The 25,436-nt window shown below is 40.7% G+C and carries 22 protein-coding genes; 8 read left to right on the forward strand and 14 right to left on the reverse strand.

What is annotated here, in order from left to right; all coding sequences use genetic code 11:
- The gene (locus ACTJJD_RS17310; RefSeq protein ID WP_440608699.1) at positions 1-519 is read right to left on the reverse strand and encodes a type 1 glutamine amidotransferase domain-containing protein; all 519 of its coding nucleotides are present in this window, start codon (positions 517-519) and stop codon (positions 1-3) included.
- 254 nt (positions 520-773) lie between these two features.
- Between ACTJJD_RS17310 and ACTJJD_RS17315 the strand changes: the two genes are divergently transcribed.
- Entirely contained in the window at positions 774-5,054 is a 4,281-nt protein-coding gene (locus tag ACTJJD_RS17315) for a multifunctional 2',3'-cyclic-nucleotide 2'-phosphodiesterase/3'-nucleotidase/5'-nucleotidase (protein ID WP_440600505.1), read from the forward strand.
- Positions 5,055-5,120: 66 nt separating this feature from the next.
- On the opposite strand, the gene ACTJJD_RS17320 is transcribed toward ACTJJD_RS17315, so the two are convergent.
- From ACTJJD_RS17320 to ACTJJD_RS17355, 8 genes are all read right to left on the reverse strand, one after another.
- Positions 5,121-6,113: a Two component regulator three Y domain-containing protein gene (locus ACTJJD_RS17320; protein ID WP_440608700.1), complete on the reverse strand. Its 993-nt coding sequence runs from the start codon at positions 6,111-6,113 to the stop codon at positions 5,121-5,123.
- Positions 6,114-6,601: 488 nt separating this feature from the next.
- Positions 6,602-7,036: a hypothetical protein gene (locus ACTJJD_RS17325; RefSeq protein ID WP_046342946.1), complete on the reverse strand. Its 435-nt coding sequence runs from the start codon at positions 7,034-7,036 to the stop codon at positions 6,602-6,604.
- Positions 7,037-7,100: 64 nt separating this feature from the next.
- Positions 7,101-7,817 carry a trehalose operon repressor gene (gene treR / locus ACTJJD_RS17330; protein WP_007496585.1) on the reverse strand — a complete coding sequence of 239 codons (717 nt, stop codon included), beginning with the start codon at positions 7,815-7,817 and terminating at the stop codon, positions 7,101-7,103.
- A 19-nt stretch (positions 7,818-7,836) separates the two neighbouring features.
- Entirely contained in the window at positions 7,837-9,537 is a 1,701-nt protein-coding gene (gene treC, locus ACTJJD_RS17335) for an alpha,alpha-phosphotrehalase (protein WP_366968831.1), read from the reverse strand.
- Between the two features lie 15 nt (positions 9,538-9,552).
- Positions 9,553-10,986: a PTS system trehalose-specific EIIBC component gene (gene treP / locus ACTJJD_RS17340; protein ID WP_017358785.1), complete on the reverse strand. Its 1,434-nt coding sequence runs from the start codon at positions 10,984-10,986 to the stop codon at positions 9,553-9,555.
- A gap of 169 nt (positions 10,987-11,155) precedes the next feature.
- A complete protein-coding gene (locus ACTJJD_RS17345; RefSeq protein ID WP_008341761.1) occupies positions 11,156-11,542 on the reverse strand; it encodes a J-domain-containing protein in 387 nt (128 codons plus the stop codon).
- 82 nt (positions 11,543-11,624) lie between these two features.
- Positions 11,625-13,349 (reverse strand): methyl-accepting chemotaxis protein, encoded by a 1,725-nt coding sequence (locus ACTJJD_RS17350; RefSeq protein ID WP_440608701.1) that lies wholly within the window; start codon positions 13,347-13,349, stop codon positions 11,625-11,627.
- A gap of 31 nt (positions 13,350-13,380) precedes the next feature.
- A complete protein-coding gene (locus ACTJJD_RS17355; RefSeq protein ID WP_440600503.1) occupies positions 13,381-15,039 on the reverse strand; it encodes a pyridoxal phosphate-dependent decarboxylase family protein in 1,659 nt (552 codons plus the stop codon).
- Positions 15,040-15,617: 578 nt separating this feature from the next.
- Here ACTJJD_RS17355 and ACTJJD_RS17360 point away from each other — a divergent pair.
- On the forward strand, positions 15,618-17,600 hold the full coding sequence (locus tag ACTJJD_RS17360; protein ID WP_008341764.1) for an LTA synthase family protein: 1,983 nt from the start codon (positions 15,618-15,620) through the stop codon (positions 17,598-17,600).
- Positions 17,601-17,702: 102 nt separating this feature from the next.
- Complete coding sequence (locus ACTJJD_RS17365; protein ID WP_440600502.1) at positions 17,703-18,290, forward strand: YjgB family protein; 588 nt, start codon at positions 17,703-17,705, stop codon at positions 18,288-18,290.
- A gap of 42 nt (positions 18,291-18,332) precedes the next feature.
- Here the strand turns inward: ACTJJD_RS17365 and ACTJJD_RS17370 are convergent, their stop codons facing one another.
- The gene (locus tag ACTJJD_RS17370) at positions 18,333-18,836 is read right to left on the reverse strand and encodes a DoxX family protein (RefSeq protein ID WP_007496570.1); all 504 of its coding nucleotides are present in this window, start codon (positions 18,834-18,836) and stop codon (positions 18,333-18,335) included.
- Positions 18,837-19,030: 194 nt separating this feature from the next.
- Between ACTJJD_RS17370 and ACTJJD_RS17375 the strand changes: the two genes are divergently transcribed.
- Positions 19,031-19,789 carry a DUF817 domain-containing protein gene (locus ACTJJD_RS17375; protein ID WP_440608702.1) on the forward strand — a complete coding sequence of 253 codons (759 nt, stop codon included), beginning with the start codon at positions 19,031-19,033 and terminating at the stop codon, positions 19,787-19,789.
- Between the two features lie 18 nt (positions 19,790-19,807).
- Here the strand turns inward: ACTJJD_RS17375 and nagE are convergent, their stop codons facing one another.
- Complete coding sequence (gene nagE / locus ACTJJD_RS17380) at positions 19,808-21,172, reverse strand: N-acetylglucosamine-specific PTS transporter subunit IIBC (RefSeq protein ID WP_125590590.1); 1,365 nt, start codon at positions 21,170-21,172, stop codon at positions 19,808-19,810.
- A gap of 190 nt (positions 21,173-21,362) precedes the next feature.
- Here nagE and map point away from each other — a divergent pair, with 190 nt between their 5' ends.
- The 3 genes from map (at position 21,363) to ACTJJD_RS17395 (ending at position 22,669) form a co-directional block, all read left to right on the forward strand.
- On the forward strand, positions 21,363-22,112 hold the full coding sequence (map, locus tag ACTJJD_RS17385) for a type I methionyl aminopeptidase (RefSeq protein WP_008341769.1): 750 nt from the start codon (positions 21,363-21,365) through the stop codon (positions 22,110-22,112).
- Positions 22,113-22,235: 123 nt separating this feature from the next.
- The gene (locus ACTJJD_RS17390; protein ID WP_008341770.1) at positions 22,236-22,397 is read left to right on the forward strand and encodes a hypothetical protein; all 162 of its coding nucleotides are present in this window, start codon (positions 22,236-22,238) and stop codon (positions 22,395-22,397) included.
- Between the two features lie 134 nt (positions 22,398-22,531).
- Positions 22,532-22,669 carry a YflJ family protein gene (locus ACTJJD_RS17395; RefSeq protein WP_008341771.1) on the forward strand — a complete coding sequence of 46 codons (138 nt, stop codon included), beginning with the start codon at positions 22,532-22,534 and terminating at the stop codon, positions 22,667-22,669.
- Between the two features lie 41 nt (positions 22,670-22,710).
- On the opposite strand, the gene ACTJJD_RS17400 is transcribed toward ACTJJD_RS17395, so the two are convergent.
- The gene (locus tag ACTJJD_RS17400) at positions 22,711-23,361 is read right to left on the reverse strand and encodes an MOSC domain-containing protein (protein ID WP_017358777.1); all 651 of its coding nucleotides are present in this window, start codon (positions 23,359-23,361) and stop codon (positions 22,711-22,713) included.
- Positions 23,362-23,483: 122 nt separating this feature from the next.
- Here ACTJJD_RS17400 and ACTJJD_RS17405 point away from each other — a divergent pair, with 122 nt between their 5' ends.
- Positions 23,484-23,756, forward strand: a complete 273-nt coding sequence (locus tag ACTJJD_RS17405; RefSeq protein WP_017358776.1) for an acylphosphatase — start codon at positions 23,484-23,486, stop codon at positions 23,754-23,756.
- Positions 23,757-23,770: 14 nt separating this feature from the next.
- Here ACTJJD_RS17405 and ACTJJD_RS17410 read toward each other — a convergent pair whose 3' ends face one another.
- Together ACTJJD_RS17410 and ACTJJD_RS17415 are read right to left on the reverse strand one after the other, a co-directional pair.
- Positions 23,771-24,196, reverse strand: a complete 426-nt coding sequence (locus ACTJJD_RS17410; protein WP_017358775.1) for a hypothetical protein — start codon at positions 24,194-24,196, stop codon at positions 23,771-23,773.
- A gap of 99 nt (positions 24,197-24,295) precedes the next feature.
- Positions 24,296-25,402, reverse strand: coding sequence for a nitric oxide synthase oxygenase (locus tag ACTJJD_RS17415; RefSeq protein ID WP_024719345.1), 1,107 nt, complete (start codon positions 25,400-25,402; stop codon positions 24,296-24,298).
- Between the last annotated feature and the right edge of the window lie 34 nt (positions 25,403-25,436).

Here is a 25,436-nt window from a genome sequence, read left to right on the forward strand (position 1 = left end):
TTATTTGGCGAGCAGTTTTAATGATTCACGGTTAAATGCTGGAATGTCATCAGGTGTACGGCTTGTGACAAGCTGATCCTGACAAACGACGACTTCTTCATCTTTGAATTTGGCGCCTGCGTTTTCCATATCTACTTGAATGGATGTATAGCCGGTCGCGCCTCTTCCTTCCAGCGTCTTCGCTGTAATAAGCAATTGCGGTCCATGACAGATCGCAAATACTGGTTTTTTCTCGTCCATAAAGGCTTTAGTGAATTGCACGTAGCGTTCATCCGCACGCAGAATGTCTGGTGAGAAGCCGCCAGGAATCAGAAGTGCATCGAAGTCTTCTGGTTTCACGTTATCGATAGATGCATCGACTCTTACTTCTGCCTCTCCTTGCTTTCCTTTCACTGTTTTTCCTTTTTCGTTTTCAATTACTGTGATCTCATGGCCTGCGTCTTTAAAGGCTTTTGCAGGCTCGGTGAATTCAACATCCTCAAAGTAATCTGTTAAGACAACTGCAATTTTCTTACCCATGTAGAAACCCTCCTGCTTGATTATCGTTTACACTACACACTATACCCCCGCCAATTGAAATCAAACATCCTATCCCTATGAGAAAACCCTCTTTCAGAAAAATAAGCATTTAGACTCATTCACATTCCCTCAACAAGGTAATTCGTATGATTTATGTTATCTTTACAATAATCTGCAAAAAATAACTACAAAAGTTAACGAAACATTTCTACAATAGGTATTGTGGTCAAAAAAATTAGAAAGGCGGAGATCAGGTGAAGAAGCAAGCACATAGGTCTAAACGAAGGAAAAACCTGTCTATTCTGCTCACTTCCATGATGTTGATTAGTCTCATTCTCCCAGCAGTACCTACTCATGCAGAAACAGAAAGCGGCAGCGCCGTAAAGGTCAGTATCTTAGCCACAACGGATGTTCATGCGAACATGATGAATTACGATTATTACAGCGACAAAGAAACAAATGAATTCGGTTTGGCAAAAACAGCCGAGCTGATTGACAAGCACCGTTCACAAAATCCTAATACACTCCTTGTTGATAACGGAGACCTGATTCAAGGAACCCCTCTTGGAGAATACGTTTATAAAAATGAAAAAGACAGCATCATCAATCAAACAAAGGTTCACCCCATTATTCATACACTCAACAAATTAAAATATGATGCAGGTACACTCGGCAATCATGAATTTAACTACGGTTTATCTTTTCTTGACGGTACCATTGCGGGCGCCAACTTCCCGATTGTCAATGCGAACGTCAAAAAGTTAAACGGAGAACACCGATTTACTCCTTATGTCATTCAGGATAAAACCTTTAAAGATGCAAACGGAGCCTCCCAAACTGTGAAAGTCGGTTACATAGGATTCGTACCACCACAAATTATGACGTGGGATAAGAAACATTTAGATGGACAAGTTCAAGTGCAAGATATTGTGGAGTCTGCCAATGAAACCATTCCAGAAATGAAAGCAAAAGGCGCAGATGTCATCGTCGCTCTTGCTCATACAGGAATTGAAAAAACAGCTTCACCTAAAGGATCAGAAAATATGATCTTTGACCTTGCCACAAAAACAAAAGGCATTGATGCGATTGTGTCTGGCCACCAGCATGGCACATTCCCAAGCGCTGAATATAGCGGCGTTGACAAATTTGATGTCGCAAAGGGAACCATTAATGGCATTCCTGTCGTCATGTCAAAAAACTGGGGAAGCTACCTCGGAGTCATTGATTTAACACTAGAACCAGACGGCAGCAAATGGAAAGTCACAGACGGAACAGGCAAAATCGAATCCGTTGCCGGGGTGACATCTCAAAACAGTACAGTGAAAGATGCCATTCAAACAACTCACCAAAACACCCTGGATTACGTCAGAAAGCCAGTTGGAAAAACAGAAGCAGACATTAACAGCTTTTTCGCTCAAGTGATGGATGACCCTTCTATTCAAATCGTGACAGATGCCCAGAAATGGTATGCACAAGAAAAAATGAAAGATACTTCGTACAAAAACTTGCCGATTCTCTCTGCGGGTGCGCCATTTAAAGCCGGTGGACGCAACGGTGTGAACTATTATACAAATATCGCAAAAGGTGATTTAGCGATTAAAAACATCGGCGATCTCTATCTTTACGATAACACCGTACAGATTGTAAAACTAAAAGGCAGTGAAGTAAAAGACTGGCTTGAAATGTCTGCTGGTCAGTTTAACCAAATCAAACCAAATACTTCAAATGAACAGCCTATTTTAAACGAAGAATACCGCTCATATAATTTTGATGTGATCGATGGTGTGACGTACCAAGTAGATGTCACACAGCCTGCTAAATACAGCACAACAGGCACACTTGTTAACGCTAATGCGAACCGCATCAAAAACTTGTCTTACAACGGAAAACCCGTTTCTGACAATCAAGAATTTTTAATCGTGACAAACAACTACCGTGCATCTGGCGGCGGAGGCTTCCCGCACCTCACACAAGATAAAGTGGTGCTTGCCTCAGCAGATGAGAACCGCCAAGTGCTGATGGATTATATTATTGAACAAAAAACCATTAACCCAAGCGCAGATCAAAACTGGTCCATTGCACCAGTAAAAGGCGCAACAGTCACCTTTGAATCTTCTCTACTTGCAAAACCGTTCGCAGAGAAATCAAACAGCGTCGACTTTATTCGAAATGCCAGCACAGACGGACTTGGCGTGTACAAGCTAGCGTTTAAAGATGATGGTACAACAGAACCACCTGCAACAGACAATTGGCATTTAACGGTGATGCATACAAACGATACACATGCCCATCTGGATGATGCAGCAAGACGCGCAACTAAGATCAAAGAAGTTCGCGCCCAAAGCGAAAACAATATTTTATTAGACGCTGGAGATGTCTTCTCTGGTGATCTCTATTTCACAAAATGGCAAGGACTTGCCGATCTGAAACTGATGAACTTAATGAAATACGATGCCATGACGTTTGGGAATCATGAATTTGACAAAGGTCCATCTGTCCTTCGTCAATTCCTGACAGGTGATGCATCCAGCGTAGATGCTCAAAACCGTCACCAGTTTGAAAAACCGAACTTCCCGATCGTGTCATCAAACGTGAATGTCTCTAAGGAAAAACAGTTAAGCGATTTAGTGAAAAAACCAGCAACATTTAAAGCTGGTGAGAAAAAAGAAGCTGGCATTTACCCTTACATTCTACTTGACGTAAATGGTGAAAAGGTCGCTGTATTCGGTCTAACCACTGAAGACACAGCCATTACATCCAGCAGTGGTCCAAACATTCAATTTCAAGATGCATACAAAAAAGCAAAAGAAACAGTCAATACCATTCAAACTGAGGAAAAAATTAATAAAATTATTGCGCTTACACATATTGGCTATAACCGTGATCTAGAACTGGCTCAAAAAGTAGATGGCATTGATCTCATCATTGGCGGTCACACCCACACCCTTGTTGAAAAATTAAAGGTCATCAATAAAAAAGAACCTACGATTGTTGCGCAAGTAAAAGACTACGGACAATTTTTAGGAAAAGTAGACGTGGCCTTTGACAAAAAAGGCGTTGTACAGCCAAAAGAATCTACTTTTGACCTCATCACGATCGACGACTCTGTGAAAGAAGATGCGGACGCAAAAGCGATTCTTGATCAGTACAAAGCAGATATCCAAGATTTAAAAACCGAAAAAGTCGGGACGTCAGATGTCTTTTTAGATGGACAACGTGAACACGTCCGTGCAAAGGAAACGAACCTTGGAAACTTTATTGCAGATGGCATGTTAAAGAAAGCACAAGAATCTGCTGGGGCTGACCTTGCCATTACAAACGGCGGCGGTATTCGAGGCAGCATTGAAAAAGGAGATATCACATTAGGGGATATTTTAACCGTGATGCCTTTTGGAAACACACTATATGTCGCAGATTTAAAAGGCAGTCAAATTAAAAAAGCGCTTGAACAAGGTCTTTCAGGCATTGAAGAAGGCGGAGGCGCATTCCCTCATGTAGCCGGTATTGAATATACGTTTACACTGAGTAAACCAGCTGGCAGCAGACTGATTGATGTCAAATTGAAAGATCAAAAGGGCAATCTGACTGACATTGATGATCAGAAAACATACCGCGTGGCGACTAATGCATTTGTCGGCACAGGCGGTGATGGCTACAGCGTCTTTACAGAAGCGTCTCATGGTGAAGACTTAGGCTATGTTGACTATGAAATTTTCAAAGAGCAAATTGAACAGGCAGACGGTCATATTTCTCCAGTCATCGACCATCGAGTGAAAGAAGTATTCCTTCCTCGCTTGAAAGGAAAAGGCGCCTATGACATTCAAGATGATGAGAAATTCCAAACGTATGTGCAGCATACGAACAAAGCATTGCTCTATTTAGACAAAGCAACCGAAGCGAAAAAGGTTCAATTGTCTCTATCAAAAGGGCAGGTAGCTGAACTGAAGAAACGAGAGCAAGATCCAAACGTCACCATCTATCATGACAAAGTCGGTCTAGCATTACCGCTCTCCAATTTGTCAGAGCAACATGCAGATATATCGATGGCAAAAACAAATAAGGTGAAAAACGCATTAACCGACACTTACGATTTCCAAATCAAACAAGATCAGAAAAATGTGTCTACCTTTAAAGATCCCGTCACACTGTTCTTTACATTAGATGCGCCTGAAAAAGCGAAAAAACCAGGTGTCTATTATGTCGATCGTGAGAAAAACCGCTATGCCAAAACAAGTAACGGTTCATTCGAAAACGGGATTGTCTCAGGTAAAACGGAGCACTTTAGTGAATACACCGTACTCAATCAAAGTGAAGCTGCTGGAACAAGTCCAGACCAAAATGGCGGAGACGGTGGAACTTCTGCTCCAGGCGGTTCGGATCCAAGTCAGGATGGAAGCGGCTTACCAGGCGGCACACTGCCGAATACGGCAACGATGATGTATACAGCGGTATTGATTGGCTTACTCATGCTCGCCTCAGGCGGTATCCTTTATTACTACCAGCGCAAGCGCACACGAAACAAAGTATCATCTTAATAGAAAAAGGACAGAGCTTCGGCTCTGTCCTTTTTTCATGCAATGATTTTGTCTTCCTTTAACTAATTACGACTGAATAGTTTGTTCCATTTGAATAATGATTGGCTCGGAAAATAAAGATACCTTTAGCCCTTTCTCATTTTGTGCAAATGCCTTAACTTTGTATTCCCCATGATTTGTTGTCTTTAAATCATAAAATTTGTCTAGTGAATAGTTTTTTGCATCTATCTTTTTATTGTTTTGATAGACATACCAAGCAACTTTATTATCAGTCTCTGTTTTTGCAATAAATTTATAACTACCATCAACATTGTTTCTTTGAATCTCAATATCCAGACTTGGGTATCCTATATATTCCCTTATTTTCCCCTTTAATATTGGTGGAAATGCCTTTGCTACATCACTATGTTTATCATAATCTCCTAGGTCGAGATTATATTGTAATCCAGCATCATCTAGATCTTTCGTTAAAGGCAGTACATGTTTTTGATAATGCATTTCGCCTTTACCTAAATGTATCAAAATATTTGGCTTGTTGTGAGTTTTGATTATCATATTTTTCATTATCGTGTTTAAAAAAATATGATCTCCCTCTAAGTCATTCCCGGCCATAAATTTTACAACTTCGTTCGTTCTCGTTTGTTCTAGTAAATAGTCACCTAGTAAATATTGCGGAGAAGCAGAAATTATATAATCGAATCCGTATTTTATTCCATAATACATTGCAGCGTATCCACCTTTGCTAGATCCAGCAGATATGACTGTCTTTATGTCATTTTCTCCGATGATTTTCTTGATCAATTTTATTACCGAGCGTTCAATCGAAAAGTCCCTATTTTCACACAAATAATAAGAAGCCCTTGCCCCGAAATCATCTAATATGAACAATTTATTGCAATCAAACTCTTCTATCGTTCGAACATAGTTATAGCTAGGTGGTGAACCAATTTTTTGGAATGCAGAAAAGACAATGACAAGCGCATCTGTTTCTTTGAAAGATTTTCTAAATACATACTTTACACTCTTTTCACTATCGAAAGTTTTTTCATCCTTAAACATTCATTCACTCTCCACAAAATTTTTCATTATGTTATTTTCTTTTATATTTAGGAGGGACATTACTTCCTCGTTCTTACTTTCAATTTCTTGATCTTCTTTTAATGCACTTTTTTATAAAATAGAATACACCTATTCGATTTTCAAATTTTTCTTCTATTAGTACATCCTCCCTAAATCCTATATATATATTATCATTTCATTACAAAATAATATACAGAATTCGAGACCCAGCAACCTTTTTTTCTACTAATTTAATAGCAGAAACTCTTTTGCATACTGTCTTCATGTTCTAGATTAATTCATTTTCTGGAATAAGTATCAGACTGGGTAAAATGGTTTCCAAATCGGTGACTTCCGCTGATATCCACATTATCTTTTGATATCATTGGATTTTTACGTATCTTGAATGACTATCAATACACGAATCAAGATGTCTTCTTAAAAGAAAAGGACAGAGCGTCGGCTCTGTCCTTTTTTCCATCTCACTATCAATCTTGGGATAAATAAATCCAATGACGGTCATCAAATTCTTTCACATCATCTGACCCTATATGACGCAGCATTCTATTAAAGAACGTGATATCATCTTCATCATCAACGGCATATAAATCCTTTTGAACATATTCTCTCGTAATGAAATTCGTTAAGTTCGTGTTATTCACAAATTCAGCAAAGTAGGATTTCACAAGGGTTAAATCTTCTTCATTTAATGTTTCATCACTGATAATTGAAATATGAAACACATTCAAAATCGCTTGAATGTCTTCTTCATCCATATAACATAATGGCTCTAATTTTCTATCTTCTTCCGTAAACGGTTTTCGTGTGTCTTCAATGATGACATAACATAAAATCCTGTGATCTTTCATCACGCTAAAAATTTCTAAATCTCGTAATTTGAGTGGTCTATTCAGTCTGATCATTTGTCCTCCTAGAATGTTGCTCTTGTTTCCCTAAAACCTGAAATAGACAGAGCCTCGGCCCTGTCTACTTCTCTCTTCTAGCAAAATCCACGAATCTGAAACGATCTAGCCGGTGGCGGCTTTCGGTGTATTGGAATAGACTCGTATCCTCCAAGAACACATAATTTTTCACCACCACCACATGATCAAACCCGTTCAAATCGAGATACCTTTCATCCTCTTCTGTACATGGCTCGACCACAAATTCCTTTTGTGCGTAGCTAATCGAAACCCCAAGTTCTCCTTCAATATACTCGTAGATCGATCCTTCACAAATGTCCTTAGACAAGACCTGCACATGTTTTTGCAAAAAGTAATCTTTGTCTAAAATGACTTCTTCTCCGCTAATATTGCGAGAGCGAATGACTTCCCAAACGTCCTCCTGCCCACTGATTTTCAGCTGAGACTGAATATACTGATCTGGCTTGATTAAACCGAACTCGTGAACCGTTGTTACCGTCTTGCGTCCAAGCGTTTGGGAAAGCTCTTTAAAGCTGACAAGACCCGAAACTGGGAACTGCATTTTCTCTCGATTCAGCAATACTGAGCCTTTCCCACGAATTTTTTGGATATAGCCATTTTGCACAAGGATGTTTAATGCCTTTCTCACCGTCTCACGGGATGTGTCATACATGACAGACAGCTCATGTTCTGATGGGAGGATGCCTTTATCCTGCCATTCACCTTGTTCAATTCGTCTTGCGAGCTGATCATAAATCACTCGAAACTTATTCTCTTTCATTTTCCTTCCGCCCCATTTACTAGCGTTTGGTTAAATGATAAACGATTGACTCATATGGGCGCAACGTAAATCCCTTGATATCTGCCGGCACATCCTCATAATTGGACAGCAGAACTTGCCCTTCCATTTCATTGACATCCTTTGCAAGCTCATCTGGAAGTGTAAAGTCCGTCTCGCCTGCATAAAAATGGTTGATCACGAGAATCTTCTCATCTTTGCCTTCTCGGACATACGCAAACACCTTTGGATCATCTGCCAGCAGTAAAGTAAAGCTCCCATAGGTGATTACATCAAGTTCCTTACGAAGCCTGCAAAGGGCTTGATAATGATAAAAAATCGACGTCTCATCTTTTAAGGCAGCTTCTACTGAAATGCCGTTTTGAGCTGGTTCAATCCAAGACGTACCTTTTGAGAACCCCACATTTTTTTCCGACGTCCATTGCATAGGTGTCCTTGCGTTATCTCTTGATTTGACCTGTAAAATCGCCAAAGCTTCTTCCTTTGTTTTCCCTTTTTCAAGCATGACTTCGTACATATTGAGTGATTCGATATCGCGGTATGACGAAATGTCCTCAAAGCGAGGATTCTTCATCCCAATTTCTTCACCTTGATAAATATAAGGAGTGCCTTGCATCAAATGAATGGTGGTCGCCAGCATCTTCGCTGATTGCTGATGGTACGTGCCATCATCACCGTATCTAGACACGATGCGTGGCTGGTCATGGTTGCACCAAAAGAGTGCGTTCCAGCCGCCGCCCTCATGCATTTTCGTCTGCCATTCTGACAGAATTGATTTCAACTCTAGAAAATCAAATGGCGCAATGGCCCACTTTTCACCGTTAGGATAGTCGACTTTTAAATGATGAAAATTAAACGTCATATCCAGCTCCTGCCGATCAGGTCTTGTATACCGAATGCAGTCTGTAATATTCGTTGAAGACATTTCCCCCACGGTCATGCTATCGTATTTCGAAAACACTTCCTGATTCATTTCATGCAAAAATTCATGAATTCTCGGCCCATCTGTATAGTACATACGTCCATCACCTTGCACTGATTGCCCGGCATCATCTAAAAAGCGTTGATCCTTTGAAATGTTATTGATGACATCCAGTCTGAATCCATCGATCCCTTTTTCAAACCAAAAGTGCATGATGTCATATACTTTCCTGCGCACTTCATCATGTTCCCAATTGAGGTCTGCCTGGGTAACATCATATAAATGAAGATAATAGTCACCTGTCGCTTCATCTAATTCCCACGCTGGGCCGCCAAACTTTGACTGCCAGTCATTCGGAGGAGAGCCGTCCGCTTTCGGCTCCTTCCAAATATAATAGTCTCGATACGGGTTCTCCTTCGACTCTCGGGAGGCTTGAAACCACTCATGGAAGATAGATGTATGGTTCACAGCTAGATCCATGATGACACGAATCCCTCGTTCATGTGCTTCTTTCAGCATGTGCTCAAAATCGGCCATTGTGCCGTACATGTCATGGATTTTTGTATAATCACTAATATCATAACCGTTGTCATGCTGTGGTGACTCATACATAGGAGTCAGCCAAATACAATCCGCCCCTAGTTCTTTGATATAGTCGAGCTTTTTCGTCACGCCATTGATATCACCTGTACCAGAGCCTGTTGTGTCTAAAAAGCTCTTCGGATAGATTTGATAGACCACGGCTTTTTTCCACCACGGTTCGTTTGTTTGTTGATTCAATTTCCTTCACCACCACTAGTTAAGTTCTTGTGATACATCCTTCTTTTTAAGTTTTGCATATAAAAGGGTACCAATGAATGGGACGATCAGCACAATCACCATTCCGATGGCAAATGCCCCCCAATATTTCGGAATGATCGAGAAGATTCCTGGAATGCCTCCAACGCCGACTGAACTTGCCAGTACCCCTTGTGAGGCAATAAACATACCAGCTATCCCTGAACTGATCAGGGCAAAAATAAACGGGAATCTATAGCGCAAGTTCACCCCAAACATCGCCGGTTCAGTAATGCCCAAGTAAGCAGAAATACTTGATGTCAGCGAGAGCCCTTTTTGCTTTTCATCTTTTAAGACAAACATCATCGCAAGTGCCGCTGATCCTTGAGCAATATTAGACAGGGCGAGCATTGGCCATAGGAACGTGCCGTGCAGTTTTGAGTTAATCAGCTGAATATCGACCGCTAGAAACGTATGGTGCATGCCTGTAATGACTAACGCTGCATATAATCCGCCATATAAAAGGCCGCCAAGTGCTGCGAATTGCTGGAATACAGTGACGAGTCCAGATGTTAATACGTTTCCGATCGCAAATGTAACGGGACCAATGACGATAAATGATAAAAATCCAATGAGTAGTAATGTAATTGGTGCAACAACTAACAGCTGAATACTTTCAGGTGTCCGCTTTGTAATAAATAATTCGAGCTTTGCGAGTAAATAGGAGGCGACGAGTATCGGAAGAACCTGCCCTTGGTAACCTACCTTTTGTACTTCAAGTCCAAACAAATTCCAAACAGGAATGTCACCTGTCTTTTCCGCCGCACCATATCCCCACGCATTCAACAGATCTGGATGTACAAGCATCAGTCCAAGGACCATCCCTAAAAGTGGATTACCTCCAAACCGCTTGACAGCCGACCAACCGATTAATGCTGGCAAAAAGGTAAAGGCAGTGCCTGCAATCAAGTTGATCATATTTGCTAAATCCGCCCAAGCCGGATACACATCCACAATGGATTTTTGATCAAAGAAAATATCAGGAGCTGTTAAAATATTATTAATCCCCATCAATAAACCAGCTGTCACGATAGCTGGAAGGATTGGAATGAAGATATCTGCAAGCGTTTTCACAGCACGCTGCAGTGGATTTAATTTCTGATCAGAGGCACGCTTGACGTCCTCTTTTGTCGCTTCGCCGATTCCCGTCTGTTTGACCATTTCGGCATAAACCCGATTCACCACTCCTTGACCAATGACCACTTGGTATTGGCCATTCGCTGAGAAAGATCCCTTCACTTCATCAATTTGTTCTAGTGCTTTCTCATCCACCTTACCTTCATCTTTTAGCACAAAACGAAGTCTTGTCACACAATGTGTGGCTTGATCAATGTTTTCTTTGCCGCCAATGGCTTTCACAATCTGATCTGCCGCTGCCTGATAATCAGCCATGCTATCCCCTCCGAGATCGTTTTTTTATAAGAAAAAAGAATCAAAACTTGTATATACATGTTCACTTCATATTTCATATTTTATATTTGTATATACATGTAGTCAACAATAAAATGTAGCGCTTTCATAAAAAAAGCTCCCTCAATGTGCTCAGAGAGGCAGCGTGTCATCATCTTTTTTTATGCTCCGTTAGTTTTTCATAGACCCTATTCTTATAAAAGGAGGAGGCTGGACGAGCAAATGTTTGGCGCTTGGATGTGAGTTCATCAAGGCGTTTTTGTTTTTCCTCACATACGAGAGAGAGTTTTTTTCTTTCTTCTCCATCTATACTCGTTTTCAGTAACTCTTTGACCGTCATTAGTTCTTTTTTCAAAGCGGTTTCTTCCCCGGCAAAGCCAGCATTTTTCATGATTCGATAGCCCATCCTCAGTTCTTCAGGTACATGAGCAGCATCATCCTTTGGCAGAGGTTTCCCAAAACCTGCTAGTCCTTCAAAAGCTCCATGGTCCATCGCCTTTTTGATCCGTTCTTCTGACAATCTCTGCGCAAAATCCATGACACGTCTCCTTTCAGATCGTCTGATATTTTGGTTAAGCATAGCAAAAAAGCTGACTCTCTCACAAGAGCCAGCTTTCTCGTTATTTTTTGTCGATTTTAAAAGTAGATACCATTTGTGCCAAGTCCTCTGACATGTCAGAGAGCTGTTCAATCGCACTTGAAATTTGCTGCATGCCAGCACTTTGCTGTTCTGTTGCTGCCGCTACTTCTTGAGAGCTTGCCGCATGTTCTTCTGACACGACCGAAATTTGTTCAATCGATGTAGAAATTGTTTGATAAGCGCGTTCTACCTGCTTAATAGATTGAAGCAAATTGTTCGTTCTGCTTGCAAATTGAGACACTCCATCATAAATACCAGCGAAGTTCTGCGAGGTGCCTTTCATTTGCTCCCGGCCTTCTTCCACTGCTTTACTGCTTTCCTCCACGCTTTCAAGGACACGCTGACTATTTTCCTGTGTGCCAATGACTAAGTCTGAGACCGTTTTAGCTGCATCAGCTGACTGTTCAGCTAACTTACGGACTTCATCAGCCACAACAGCAAATCCTTTTCCTTCTTCTCCTACACGTGCAGCTTCAATAGAAGCATTCAGTGCAAGCAGATTCGTTTGCGCTGAAATGTCCGTAATAATGGAGATGACACTTTCAATTTCTGTTGAATGTGATTGCAATTCTTCTGCCGCCTGCTTTGAGCTTGTCATCATGTCGTGTAACATGTTGAGATGTTCAAGCACATGCTGCACCAATTTTTGACCAGATTCTGACTGCTCTTGTACTTCTGATGAAACAGATTTCATTTCATCCACTTCTTTTGTCACGCCTTCGATTTGAGTATCGATTTCCGCAACAGATGTTGTGCAGTCTGTAATGTTTGCGACTGAATCATTGATTCCTTCACTCATATTCGTCATCGCTTCTGACACTTGTTGTGCACTTTGACTAGATTCTGTTGTCACTGTGCGAAGCTGTGAAGACATTTTCGACACTTCACTTGATGAGTTTGAGATCTTTCCAATAAGCTCTTTGATCCGTCCCTGCATTTTCTGGAAGGAAGCTGCTAATTGACCGATCTCATCTTTACTTTGAACTTCTACCATGCCAGTTAAATCACCATCTGCAATTCGATCTGCTGATTCCATTAATGAACGTGCTGGTTTTGCAATTCTTCTTCCCATGAAGAATGAGAAGAGTAATCCACCGATGAGCACAATCGCAGATGCTACTGTAATATAAATTGTCAGCTTTTTCGTTGTTGCTGGAACAACAGACGCATCTAAGTCAATTCCTAAAATCCCCGTGAGTTCACCGCCTGAATCTTTAATTGGTAAAAAGACGGATTTATGAGTCCCGAACGAATCAACGTAAATATCACTTTTGACCATTTTATCTTCAGAAAGAGCTTGTTTCATTTCATCTGAAAAGACATAATCTTGATCAAAATCATTGTCTTGCCCTGTTAGTACGATGATTCTTTCTTTGCCGCCCTTATTTGATAACACGTATAAGTTCTCAAGCGTATGATCTTTTTGTAACTCTGTGAATTTCTTTTTGATCTCCACATAAATGGGATCATCCTTCCCGCTAATGCTAAGGACATTTCCATCAATATTATCGATTTCTTTTTTCGCTGTATCAATATCTGTTGTTAATCGATAATCAAATTGCTTTAATAATTGGGAAGATAAATCCTGGCTAACTAAATAAAATGTTAGAACGAATAATGCAACGGTTGCGAGTAATGTTACGACAACGACTGACATGATTTTGGAGGATATCGTAAGTCCTCCAAACTTCCTTTGTTTCGCCATTTTTTTCTACATCTCCACTCTCAATTTTAATTTAAGCCTCTACACTTTCAAATTGTCCACAAACAGATGCAATGACATCTTTTAAATAAGATACGATATGAGGGATATGCTCCGGTAACGTATAAGGTGAAATCACAAAAAATTTACTCACACTTAGATAAAATTCTTGACCTTCTTTGGCATTGACTTGTAAAAACTTCGTTGTATCGCCAAAGAACATTTCGTCTCTTTTCTCTCCAAGCTTTTCAAAGAGGATTTTGTTCAAATCATTGTTGCGCTCAATTTCCATAGCAGTTGCTTCACCAGACACTTCTTCCTTAAAACGAGGAGAGCCGTCTAGGTAAATTCTAAACAATGTAGCCATTCCGACATTGTCATCATTGACGACTTCTGCTTGTGGAATTTCCTGACGAAGTGCTTCTCTAAATGCAAGGTTCACCTCTAAAAATTGACCGAGCAAGCGCTGGTATCCTTCAATTCCAAACGTTAGCAGCACACTTAGCATGCTGATGGAGCTTCCCATTCTTGAGCATTCCAGTGTATAACCGGTATGGTATTCCCCGTATCCTCTATGTCCAACGTATGGTGTTTCTTGTTCTTCTAGGTCCAAGCGCTTTAAGTCAGCAGCGTTTTTCACTAAGAATAAACTAGATGTGTATGGTGTTTGTCCGAGTTTTTGAAAGTCAAAACACATCGTGTCAGCAAGAGAAAGATGCTGGAATTTCGCTTTGATTTCTTTTAGCATACGAAGAACACCGTCTGAGAATTGCAGCGGGTTTTCAGATACATCATACTCATTAAAGAAAGCAAAGAATCCACCAAGCGCCGAATCTGCATGAATATGCGGCACCTTGAGACCATACTTCTCAGCAATGGCTTCTGCCGTTTCACGCACCCCTTTTACATCATCAATTGCAATGGCATCTGTTGTTCCGGTTGTTGCCACAATATAAACGGGAATTCCGCCATTTTGGGCAACATGTTCCATTTGACAACGCAAATCTTCCATATCCATCGAATGATCTTTATTCGTCTTAATTCTGATTAAGTTGTCTGTGCCAATCCCTGTTGCTTCCATTGACTTAAATAAGCTGTAATGTGCTGCATCAGAACAAAACGCATAAAGATTTTGCGGGACACCTTTTCGTAATGACTCCGGTGCAACTTTCGCAATCGCTAAACGAAGTCCCGAGAAAATAGCCCCTTGACCTCCCCATGTTGTGTAGCCCCCGCTCACATTTGGATCATACCCGATGAGCTTAGACATCATTGAGACCACTCTGACCTCAGCTTCTGCGCCTGCTGGTCCATACACATCCCAAAGGTTGTTTCCGTTAACCAGCATAGCCGTCAGCATGCCTAGAATTCCTGGTGTACTTGCCATTGGCAAAATGTTCGTGAAGAAATACTTCGTGTGGTATGGATGATTATGTAAAAGCTTCAGTAATTCTTCATTCACAAGTTCCGCTTGTTGTCCGTTCATCGGAATTTGACTTGTTTCAGTGAGCTTTTTGTAAAAGTCCTCCTCACGATTCTTTTCACCTTTTAGGTGAGCACGGTTCGGATCCTTCAGGTCATCGACCCCCGAAATGATCTGTTCCATTAATTTAATGAGTTCTTTCCGCTCTTCTGCATTTCCGTCCTCACTCGGAAACCAGTTCTGAACGAGGTTCTGTGCTCGTACAGTCATATACTATCAATCCTTTCAATGGAAGATTTCCTGTCACTGTCTATATCGACCCCGTTTCAAAAGTTTATAGTGTCGAACTGTTCACTTAAGTATATTTAGATAATTTGTTCACCTGTCAAAAAGAATAAAACCCTTACAATACACATCAAAACCATTATGTTTGTGAAACAACAATATATATCAATATACTTTCTTGAAGGAATTATTATCCAGACAATTCAGCGGTTTATTCATTCATTTTTTTTACTTAACCTGCATAAACATTAATAAACACTGGAAATCCGCCTAAATGCACCATTGTAGAAATCAAATTAATTCTTTAGACTTGTGTCTTTTTACCTGTTTTATTGATATAGCAACAGGAAAATTACAGAATTTTCTGTAATTATTAGGATGAATTTCACAAAAAGTTTTTCGGAGATCGAATATTTTCGATGTCTTCCCATTTCTAGCTCGGACAGGTTGCCTTAGGTGCTCACCGGTTATGACTTTTTTATTTGTGCATTTCATGGTATATTCTAATGGTTCGTTTTCTTTCGTTCCGCCTCTTCCGTTTAACGGAGAAAAGGAGTGTTTAAATGAAAACATTTATTCAAAAAAGGGGCCTCGGCTTCTTTGTAATTGCAGCCATCTTGTTATGGCTCAAGACGTATACAGCTTATTTAATCGAATTTAAACTTGGTATATCAAATGTGCTTCAGCATATTTTGCTTTTTGTGAATCCTATTAGCTCCAGCTTGTTCTTTCTTGGCTTTGCTTTATTGTTCAAGAAAAAATGGCAGCCTGCCGCTATCATTGTGATTCACTTTTTCATGTCTTTTTTACTTTACGCAAATATCGTGTACTATCGATTCTTCAATGACTTTATCACGCTGCCTACAGTGATGCAGGCAGGAACGAATGGCGGACAATTAGGTGATAGTGCATTTTCACTCATGCGTTGGACTGATATGTTTTATTTTCTCGATACCATCATCTTGATCGTACTCGCAGTCCGCATGAAAAGACAGCAGCAAACAAGTACAGCGACTGTACCTGTTCAAAAAACAAAATCGTTTAGACTCGTTCTTGTGTCCTCTGTTCTGATTTTTGTTGTCAACTTAATCGCAGCAGAAATTGATCGCCCAGAGCTTTTATCAAGATCGTTCGACCGCAATTATTTAGTCAAATACTTGGGTGCTTATAATTTTACGGTGTTTGATGCCATTCAAAATGTGAAATCAAACAGCCAGCGTGCCCTGGCAAATTCAAGTGACGTAACAGATGTAGAGAATTATCTAAAGGCGAACAGCGCTGATCCTAACCCGGCTTATTACGGGAAAGCGAAAGGCATGAACGTCATTACAATTTCTCTTGAATCACTGCAAAACTTTGTCATTGATTACAAAGTGAATGGAAAAGAGGTCACTCCTTTCCTCAATTCATTAGCCCATGACAACAAAACGTTTTATTTTGATAACTTCTTCCATCAAACAGGACAAGGAAAGACATCTGATGCGGAATTTATGATGGATACGGGGCTTTTCCCATTATCACAAGGCTCTGTGTTTATTAACAAAGCTCAAAACACATATCAGGCGCTTCCTGGCATTTTGAAAAAGGACCAATACACGTCCGCTGAATTCCACGGAAATACGAAAACGTTCTGGAACCGAAATGAAATGTTTAAGTCCTTTGGATATGACAGATTTTACGATTCTGAGTACTACGATATGAATGAACAAGATACGAAGAACTATGGATTGAAAGACAAACCTTTCTTCAAAGAATCCATGCCAATGCTTGAAAATCTAAAACAGCCGTTTTATTCGAAATTCATTACGCTGTCAAACCACTTCCCATTTGGTATGGATGAAGGTGATACTGATTTTGAACCTGGCGACTTCGGAGACTCCGTCGTTGATAACTACTTCCAATCTGCTCATTATTTAGATGAAGCCATTGAACAGTTCTTTAATGACTTGAAGACATCTGGTCTCTATGACAATACCGTCGTCATTATGTACGGTGACCATTACGGCATATCAGAAAACCATAATGAAGCGATGGAAAAAGTGACTGGCGAAAAAATTGGAGACTATGAAAATGCCCAGCTTATGCGTGTGCCGCTCTTTATCCATGTGCCAGGCGTAAAAGGCGGACAGATTCATAAATACTCTGGTGAAGTCGATGTTGCGCCTACCCTTCTCCACCTGCTCGGAGATGATACGAAGAACTATTTAATGTCTGGTTCTGATATCTTATCGAAGAACTTTAAAGAGCTTGTGCCATTTAGAAACGGAGACTTCGTGTCTAAGGACTACACGAAAGTAGGCAACAACTATTACAGCAACAAAACAGGTGAAAAAATCGAGCCGACTGAAAAGGCATCACAAGAAAACGAAACGGTGAAAAAAATGCTAGAGACATCTGATAAGATTGTCACGGAAGATTTACTCCGTTTCTACAAACCTAAAGGCTTTACACCAATTGAGCGAAATGATTATGACTACACAAAGAAAGTACAGGATGAAAAAGATTCCTCTTCCGCCAAAGATGAATCCAGCTCGTCTTCCAAATAACTTTCTTATTTAAGGCCCCAGCCGATCCAAGATCAGCTGGGGCTTTTTACGTTTGATCCACATGGCACCGGGTATAGTTGAAGAAGGAGGGATTGATTAATCATGAAAAAAACAGCAGCTTTTGTCGTGACCGCTTCACTCGCTTCTTCCACCTTATTCGGTTTTAGCCCGGCGATTTCAGCGCACACCATAACCAAAACGGAGACAGAACAGTCCATTCCTCAAGGGCCGAAAGCAGCGCTAAACAGCATTTATCAGCTAGCACATCAAGGACAAATGCCATACTATGCAGAAGGACTCAAAATAGGGGTTCAAACAAAAAAAGACGTTCGGCATAAACTAGGACAGCCTTATCCAGAAACCGGTCAAAGCGGCTTTGATTTGTATCATGCTGAGATGGGCAACCCTGGATTTGCTTTTCACTATGACAAAAAAGGCAAGATTAACGAAATCCGTTATTTTGGAACAAATGTAGAAAAAGAAACGAATATCGGAGGAATGACTCCTTCCCTATTAAAGAAACAGCTTGGATCAGCAGATTCAGTCAGCACCATCCCGCAAACAAAAGAGAAAAAATACGTTTATCAGACCGGTGATTATGAGCTCGAATTTATCGTCGGACATGATCCAGATATCAGTCAGCATTCGTTAACAGTCTTGCATATCAACCTTATAAAAAGTGATTCTTAAATAAAAAGCATCCTGAGCAAAAACTCAGGATGCTTTTCTTTATTATGATGCCACTTCTAAATGCGGCTTTCTTTTCAGTTTTCGCTTAAGGACTGGACCTGCTACATAATCAAGGCCCAGTTTTCCGGCATTTCCTTTCGCTGCCATAATGAAGACGGCGATCAGAAGAAGAAGCGGGTTAACAGAGACGGTTCCAGCTAGTAAGAAAGAGACATTCATCACGCTTCCAAAAAAGGCTGCTGTTGTTGTGAACAATCCAACAATTAGTCCTAGACCAACTAAGATTTCTCCCCACATGACCATGGCACTGAAGAGTCCGGCATTTGGCAACGCGACATTTTCTAAAAACCAGACATAGAACGGATAAACAAGATGTCCATCTTTCACAACAGGTTCAGCTATGGCAAATTGCAAATATCCTGATGCATCGAATCCGCCTGTTAGTTTTCCAATACCAGATGTCAGCCAAGTCCATCCGATATAAAGTCTTGCTGCCAAAAGGATAACCGCTGCCCATACATTCGTTTGTAAGAATTTTGTAAACATGATGATGCCTCCTTTTAAATTATGTGAAATATTTCACATTTTCTTTATGATCTTATTATACTACTTAATATACATTTGTGATCTTTTTCACATATATATTCACAAATTGTTCATGAATATCTAGTTGAGGTAAACTTTTCTCTTGTTATCACCGTCTAAGTTATTTCAGACAGTAAAAAGGGGCTACATTTTGTATGAAAACATTATTTCATTTTGCTTATTTACAGGCCATCTCTTGTCTATTTCCTGTCATGATCTTTACGGCGCTTGCCCTATCAAAGGTCGTGTCTATTCCTTTTCTTCATCGATATGATGTTATTCTTCTGCTTTGCCTCATGGCACAGCTTCTCATGCTGATGCTACGGCTTGAAACGCTGACAGAGTTGAAGGTTATTTGTCTCTTTCATGTGATTGGAATAGGCTTAGAAATCTACAAAGTACATATGGGTTCATGGTCCTATCCTGAAGAGGCTTATACGAAAATCTTTGGGGTTCCGCTCTATAGCGGTTTTATGTATGCGAGCGTGGCAAGCTATATTTATCAGGCACTGACTCGACTTCACGTGAAGGTGAAAGCATGGCCTCAGCCGTATCTTTCGATTGGGATCAGTTTATGTATTTACCTCAATTTCTTTACTCATCACTGGATCTATGATTTACGCTGGTGGCTGACATTACTCCTAGTGGTTGTGTTTCGAAAAACAGCCGTTTCCTTTCAGGTCGGTTCATCGACCTTTCGCATGCCGCTTGTTATCTCGTTTTTGCTGATTGGCTTTTTTATTTGGGTGGCCGAAAATGTCACGACATTTTTAGGAGCATGGCAATATCCAAATCAGCAGCATGCTTGGTCTCTCGTCCATCTTGGTAAAATCAGTTCATGGTTTTTACTTGTTGTCATCAGCATTGTACTTGTGATCGAACAGCGAAAACAAAAAAACGTTCAGCCCATTTGATCTGGCTGAACGCTTTTGTTAGTCCCGATCGACTTCCTTGCGAAGATCATCGGCGACAAATTCGACATTTGTTCCAATGATGATTTGTACGGAAGTTTTTCCTGACGTCAGTACCCCTTTGGCACCTGCTTTTTTCAATGTACCTTCATTTAATAAATTGGTATCTTCTACTGTTAAACGAAGACGGGTCGCACAATGGTCAATTGTGGTGATATTGCCTTTGCCGCCTAGTCCCTCTACGAGCATACTTGCTCCGGCAGTATGTGTATCATCCCCTGAAATATCTTCGATGTCATCATCTTCCCTGCCCGGTGTTTTTAGCTTTAACAATTTAATCAGGAAATAGAAAACAACAAAGTAAATCACGCCATAGATGACCCCAACCACAAGTAACAGAATTGGTTTTTGCGCAATTCCAAAACTTAAAACGTAATCAATCGCACCGGCTGAAAAAGCGAAACCGCTATGAATGCCTAAGGTGTTGACAATAAAGAGCGAAAGACCCGTTAATATCGCATGAACACCATATAAAAGTGGAGATAAAAACATAAATGAGAATTCAATTGGTTCTGTGATCCCTGTAATAAATGACGTCAGTGCCATCCCAATCATAAGACCGGCTGTTGCTTTTCGTTTTTCAGGCTTTGCGGTCACAACCATCGCGAGACATGCCGCCGGCAGCCCGAACATCATCACTGGGAAGAAACCAGTCATAAAGACACCTGCACTTGGATCGCCTTTGAAGAACCGCGCTAAATCACCAGTCGCTCCGCTGAATTCACCGAATTGAAACCAAAATAGATTATTCAGCACATGGTGAAGTCCTAATGGAATGAGCAAGCGGTTAAAGAAGCCAAACAGCCCGGCACCCGTTGCTCCAAGACTTAAAATCCACTCCCCTAAATCATTGATCACACTTTGAATTGGAGGCCATACATAACCAAAAACGGCTGCTAATAGAATGGTAAAAAGTGCTGTCATAATAGGCACAAGCCGTCTTCCACTAAAGAAACCTAAGTATTCAGGCAGTTTTGTGTCCTTAAATTTATTGTAAACGTAACCTGCCAAAAGTCCGCACAAAATACCACCCAATACCCCCATATTGTTGGTCGAATTGATCGACGTGGTACCAGCTGACAAAATAAAATAAGAGATCGCTCCAGATAACGCCGCTGCTCCGTTACCATCCTTTGAAATACCAATCGCTACACCCATAGCAAAAATTAAAGCCAAATTCGCAAAAATTGCATTTCCTGCCGCATGAATAAACGGGATGTTGAATACATCTTCCCGCCCAATAGCCAAAATGATACCCGCTGCAGGAAGCACAGCGATTGGAAGCATAAATGATTTTCCTAACTTTTGAAAAAACTGAAACACCATCTTATTTCTCCCCCCTTCGTCATCATCATGAACAAATCTCTCATGATGTTCATAAAAAATATATCATATGCACATCTAGTTATCTATACCAATTTGTCTACATCTCACCCAAATCTCAGCCTTTACTCTTTTGGCGTAAAATGTGGTAAGCTATTGAATAGAATGAAGTTATAGAAAGCGGGAATGAACAGTGATTGTCAAACATGATCATGAGTTAGAAGCCTTAAAAAAAGTCGGCCGAATTGTCGCTTTGGCAAGAGAAGAAATGAAAAGCCAAGCGAAACCAGGCATGTCTACAAAAGAATTAGATTTGATTGGGAAAAAAATATTAGAAGAGCATGGAGCCAATTCAGCTCCTGAAAAAGAATATGATTTCCCCGGTACGACTTGCATCAGTGTCAATGATGAAGTCGCACATGGCATTCCAAGTGAAAAAACCATTTTACAAGAGGGCGACCTTATTAATATTGATATCTCAGCAGAGCTTGATGGATATTATTCCGATACTGGGATTTCATTCGTTTTAGGTACAGGAGATGCTCGTCTTGAAGCATTATGCCAGTGTGCAGAGGATGCATTCCTTGAAGGATTAAAGCACGCGAAAGCCGGAAAAAGACAAAATCAAATTGGCCGTGCAGTCTACAATACAGCCAAAGAACAAGGATTTACCGTCATTAAAAACCTGACAGGACACGGCATTGGGAAAAGCCTGCATGAAGCACCTAACCATATTTTGAACTATTATGATCCATTCGATAATGCTTTGTTTAAGAATGGGACAGTCATCGCCTTTGAACCTTTCATTTCAACAAATGCTGAATCGATTTATCAAGCAGATGACGGCTGGACATTTAAAACACCTGATAAGAGCCTGGTCGCACAGATTGAACATACGATTGTGATCACAAAAGACGAACCGATTATTTTAACAAAGCTGTAAGCAAGCGGGTCCCTTCCTTCACTGGAGGGGATTTTTTCATGCCCGTTTCACGAATCTGTCACGACTAAACAAAAATGCCTGTGGTAAAATAGGCAAAGATATGCGAAAGGGGTCTTATTTGATATGTGGTTCATCATCATCGGTGTTATCTTCTTTATTGAAAGTATTATTTTAACGGTTGTAGGTATTAAGAAAAAACAATCCATGATGACCTACCTCGGGATTGTCATCATGATTATGACAGTCGGCATGATCATCGTTACCCTCAACCCGCCAAATTCATAAATGATTATTTCCAGCATATACATGGATCATAGGCAGATAGAATCAGTTTTCATTTCTAAACACCTGCACACTTTTCACGTCCTTTTTTGAGATGTTACAATGCAGGCAGTTTCCATTGAAAGGAGTTTTCTATCATGCATTATGGTAGCAAAGGCTGGTATGTCGAAGAATTAAAGAAGCTTGGTGTGACCAAGCATGAAGGAAGAAAGCTTCAAAGCTTTAAAACTTATTTCCTTGCAAATCTTCTTGAGCAAAAGAAAACGAGCTCTTAAATGTTGAAAAGCCGTACATCCATATCAGATGTACGGCTTTTTTATATGGGCTGAACACGTTTTTCTAAAGACTTCCTGACCACATCTGCTAAGGCATCTACGTCAAGAACTGCTTTCAGCCTGTTTTGATCTACTTGACGGTATTTAACTTCATTGACTTCGTGGACAGTGATGGGATGGGGCGCTTTTTCGACTAACACAAGAGCTTCATCAGGAGAGACCATTCCTTCTTTCAGCACACGCAAATAAAAACCGGTATATCCCGTTTGCTGCACTTCCTTCACAAGCTTCATGTTTCCATGCTTAAGAGAGAGCTTCACACACGGCTGTCTTGGCTGACTGACCTCAACAATCGCTTCCCCAAACTGAAATACATCTCCAATACGGACTTCTGTCTCTACAAGCTGATGCACGGTCACGTTCTCACCGAAAGCTGCCTCCTGTAACGACACTCCTAAAAATTGCTCAAAATAAGTATAGTGATCATATGGAAAGACGCAAATGGCTTTATCATCACCTCCGTGATGGACCAAATCACCCTGACCATCTCCATCAAAATTGAGCTTACTCAAATAAACAGGCTCGTGAATACGCTTTTTGTTGATGGCTGTTTTGATTTCTTTACCATTCACATAGGTGGTGATAGGTTGTCCTACTTGAATTCCTTCAATGTCGTACCTTGTCTGCCCCACTCTTGCCATCTCCTTTGATTGTCTGATTGTTTTTATTTTACATGGTTTGACAGTCAAATCATAGTCGGTACGTGAAGGAACGAGGCAGGTTATGGTACGATGAGAAAAAAGGAGAGATGACATTGGTTCATTATCACGCTATTGTAAAAGGACGAGTGCAAGGAGTCGGTTTTCGATATTTTGTTCAAGGAGAGGCCGTCAATCGAGGGATAAAAGGCTGGGTACGCAACACAGATGAGGGTCACGTGGAGTTAAAAGTAGAAGGAGAGCAGCAGGAGGTGTTTGACTTTTTAGAGACCGTCCGTAAAGGTAGTCCTTTTTCAAAAGTCACACATTTGGACATGGAGCCGCTCACCGAGTTCGCCCATTATCAAGACTTTCGGATTAGAGGATAGTTGATGTGTACTCTTTATTTCACAACAGTAAATGGGTTTGCAACATCATAACCAATCAAGGTTGTACGTGAAGCATCTTTGTAGAGACTCACATGAACATCATAGTTGGCTGACCCACTGTTAGGAAGTAATAAACGAGTAGGTGCTGCGAAAGCGTTTTGTCCAGAGATAGACCCTTCGTGTGTAAAGACTGGTGTCACTGGGAAAGTAAGTTTTCGAATAGCAGCTGTATAATAAAGTGTTTCATTTGTTGTTGCGGTCATGTTGACGTTGACCTGAGGATGGAGCGAAGTATAAGTTGAACGATCGGTTGTCACCTTTAAATCGATGACATTCTGAACCATTGTTCCAGTCGTTGCTTTAGCTCTTTCATTACCTAGTGGTAGAAATCCGTTGAAACTGAATACAGCCAAAAATATGAGCAACGTTATTTTTTTCATCTATATTCCCCCTTTTTGATTTCACCGACATTAAACCATCATTTTCCAAATTAAACAACATTCAAAAGACTCATTTCATACAAAAAACCTAGCTTTTCGCTAGGCTCTTTCCGTCCCGTGGTATGGTTTTTCCTGATAAAAATAATTCGGTTTCACGATCGTATTGTCATAGTGACGATGGAAGATATGCGTAGCAGCTGGTGATACTGGCGGAATCAGCCATGTCCAATCACCAGTCAGCTTACGGTCAGCCTTTTCTTCCTGTTTTTCAAATTGTTTGAACTGATGGGCAGCTGTATGATGATCCACAATGGTCACCCCTGCCTCGCGATAAGAGTGCAGAACCGCGACATTCAACTCGACAATGGCTTTGTCCTTCCAAAGTGACGCATTCTTTGTCGTGTCCAGTCCTAAAATAGAAGCGACTTTTTTCAGCATATTGTAGCGGTTTTCGTCAGCTAGATTTCGTGCGCCAATTTCTGTTCCCATATACCATCCATTAAACGGTGCCGCATTGTAATGAATGCCGCCAATTTCTAATTTCATATCAGCAATAATCGGAACAGCATACCATTTCAGTCCTAAATCACCGAACCCATCATATTCAGGATGAGTGATCTCTACCTCTTGAACGATCTCTTTCGGAAGATCATACAGAACCGGCGGCTGATCTTTTAGCTGAAACATAAGTGGCAGAAGGTCAAAATGCGTGCCTTCGCCTTTCCAGCCATGCGCTTCACACAACTTGGTTAATTCAAGTGATGCCTCGTCCCCAATGATGCCATATTCCGACTCATATCCCGCATAACGAACGAGTTGATGATTATAAATAACGACTTCCTTCCGTCCCTTATTCTCTGGTGGGAAGATGGTAATGGACGGTTTGATTTTACCCCCATTTGTCGCATACTCAATATGATGAAAGAGTGCCTCTTTCACCTCATCTTCTGTTGTCACGTGCCGGCAGTCATGCACATGCAGTGTTGACCAAAACAAGCGCCCAATGCACCGGTTGCTGTTGCGCCATGCCATTTTTGCCCCGTGAGCTAATTCTTCCTGCGTATGAGTATACATACCGTCAGACTCAATTTCTTTTTTTATTTCATGCAGACGTGCTGCTTTTTCTTCATTTGACTTGCCTAATTCTTCATAGCATACAGAAATAAAAGCTTCTGCTTCATTCCACAACGCTTCTTGGTTACTCAAACATACTCGCCTCACTTTAATACGAATATATCCA

Source organism: Bacillus sp. 22446, from assembly GCF_052044955.1.
In the GTDB taxonomy this organism is placed as follows: domain Bacteria; phylum Bacillota; class Bacilli; order Bacillales; family Bacillaceae; genus Bacillus; species Bacillus altitudinis.

Bases quoted from the DNA above. Each gene is read 5' to 3' on its own strand.
- ACTJJD_RS17350 (WP_440608701.1), bottom strand. From the start codon at position 13,349: ATGGCGAAACAAAGGAAGTTTGGAGGACTTACGATATCCTCCAAAATC.
- ACTJJD_RS17310 (WP_440608699.1), bottom strand. From the start codon at position 519: ATGGGTAAGAAAATTGCAGTTGTCTTAACAGATTACTTTGAGGATGTT.
- ACTJJD_RS17355 (WP_440600503.1), bottom strand. From the start codon at position 15,039: ATGACTGTACGAGCACAGAACCTCGTTCAGAACTGGTTTCCGAGTGAG.
- ACTJJD_RS17360 (WP_008341764.1), top strand. From the start codon at position 15,618: ATGAAAACATTTATTCAAAAAAGGGGCCTCGGCTTCTTTGTAATTGCA.
- ACTJJD_RS17410 (WP_017358775.1), bottom strand. From the start codon at position 24,196: ATGAAAAAAATAACGTTGCTCATATTTTTGGCTGTATTCAGTTTCAAC.
- nagE (WP_125590590.1), bottom strand. From the start codon at position 21,172: ATGGTGTTTCAGTTTTTTCAAAAGTTAGGAAAATCATTTATGCTTCCA.
- ACTJJD_RS17370 (WP_007496570.1), bottom strand. From the start codon at position 18,836: ATGTTTACAAAATTCTTACAAACGAATGTATGGGCAGCGGTTATCCTT.
- ACTJJD_RS17395 (WP_008341771.1), top strand. From the start codon at position 22,532: ATGCATTATGGTAGCAAAGGCTGGTATGTCGAAGAATTAAAGAAGCTT.
- ACTJJD_RS17320 (WP_440608700.1), bottom strand. From the start codon at position 6,113: ATGTTTAAGGATGAAAAAACTTTCGATAGTGAAAAGAGTGTAAAGTAT.
- treR (WP_007496585.1), bottom strand. From the start codon at position 7,817: ATGAAAGAGAATAAGTTTCGAGTGATTTATGATCAGCTCGCAAGACGA.
- ACTJJD_RS17365 (WP_440600502.1), top strand. From the start codon at position 17,703: ATGAAAAAAACAGCAGCTTTTGTCGTGACCGCTTCACTCGCTTCTTCC.
- ACTJJD_RS17325 (WP_046342946.1), bottom strand. From the start codon at position 7,036: ATGATCAGACTGAATAGACCACTCAAATTACGAGATTTAGAAATTTTT.
- ACTJJD_RS17390 (WP_008341770.1), top strand. From the start codon at position 22,236: ATGTGGTTCATCATCATCGGTGTTATCTTCTTTATTGAAAGTATTATT.
- treP (WP_017358785.1), bottom strand. From the start codon at position 10,986: ATGGCTGATTATCAGGCAGCGGCAGATCAGATTGTGAAAGCCATTGGC.
- ACTJJD_RS17345 (WP_008341761.1), bottom strand. From the start codon at position 11,542: ATGGATTTTGCGCAGAGATTGTCAGAAGAACGGATCAAAAAGGCGATG.
- ACTJJD_RS17375 (WP_440608702.1), top strand. From the start codon at position 19,031: ATGAAAACATTATTTCATTTTGCTTATTTACAGGCCATCTCTTGTCTA.